The following is a 264-nucleotide window of genomic DNA, read 5'->3' as shown; positions in this document are numbered from 1 at the left end:
ACCTATGTCGGCGAAGGCGCGCCGCGTTTCATCCTGTCCTTCGACGTGCAGACGCCGGATGTCACTTTCGGCCAGACGGTTATCGTCACCAAGGGGCTGGATGTGCGCGACAAGGTCCGTGCCGAGTTGCAGGACTATCTGAACAAGACCTTTATCGGCACCGACGCCTTCGTGAAGTTGCTCGATATCGGCCCGCCGGTTGGAAAACCCGTGCAATATCGCCTGAGCGGTCCTGATATCCAGCATGTCCGCGAACTCGGGCAG

The 264-nt window shown here is 59.5% G+C and carries 1 protein-coding gene; it reads left to right on the top strand.

What is annotated here, in order from left to right; genetic code table 11:
- The coding region (locus tag SB816_RS32485; protein WP_410548311.1) for a hypothetical protein at positions 1 to 264 on the top strand (264 nt) is incomplete at both ends.

The sequence above is a fragment of the Achromobacter sp. SIMBA_011 genome, from assembly GCF_046535435.1.
Classification (GTDB): Bacteria; Pseudomonadota; Gammaproteobacteria; order Burkholderiales; family Burkholderiaceae_B; genus Achromobacter; species Achromobacter dolens.
Note: the sequence above shows the minus strand (reverse complement) of the source record. Positions and strands in the feature narration are given on the sequence as shown.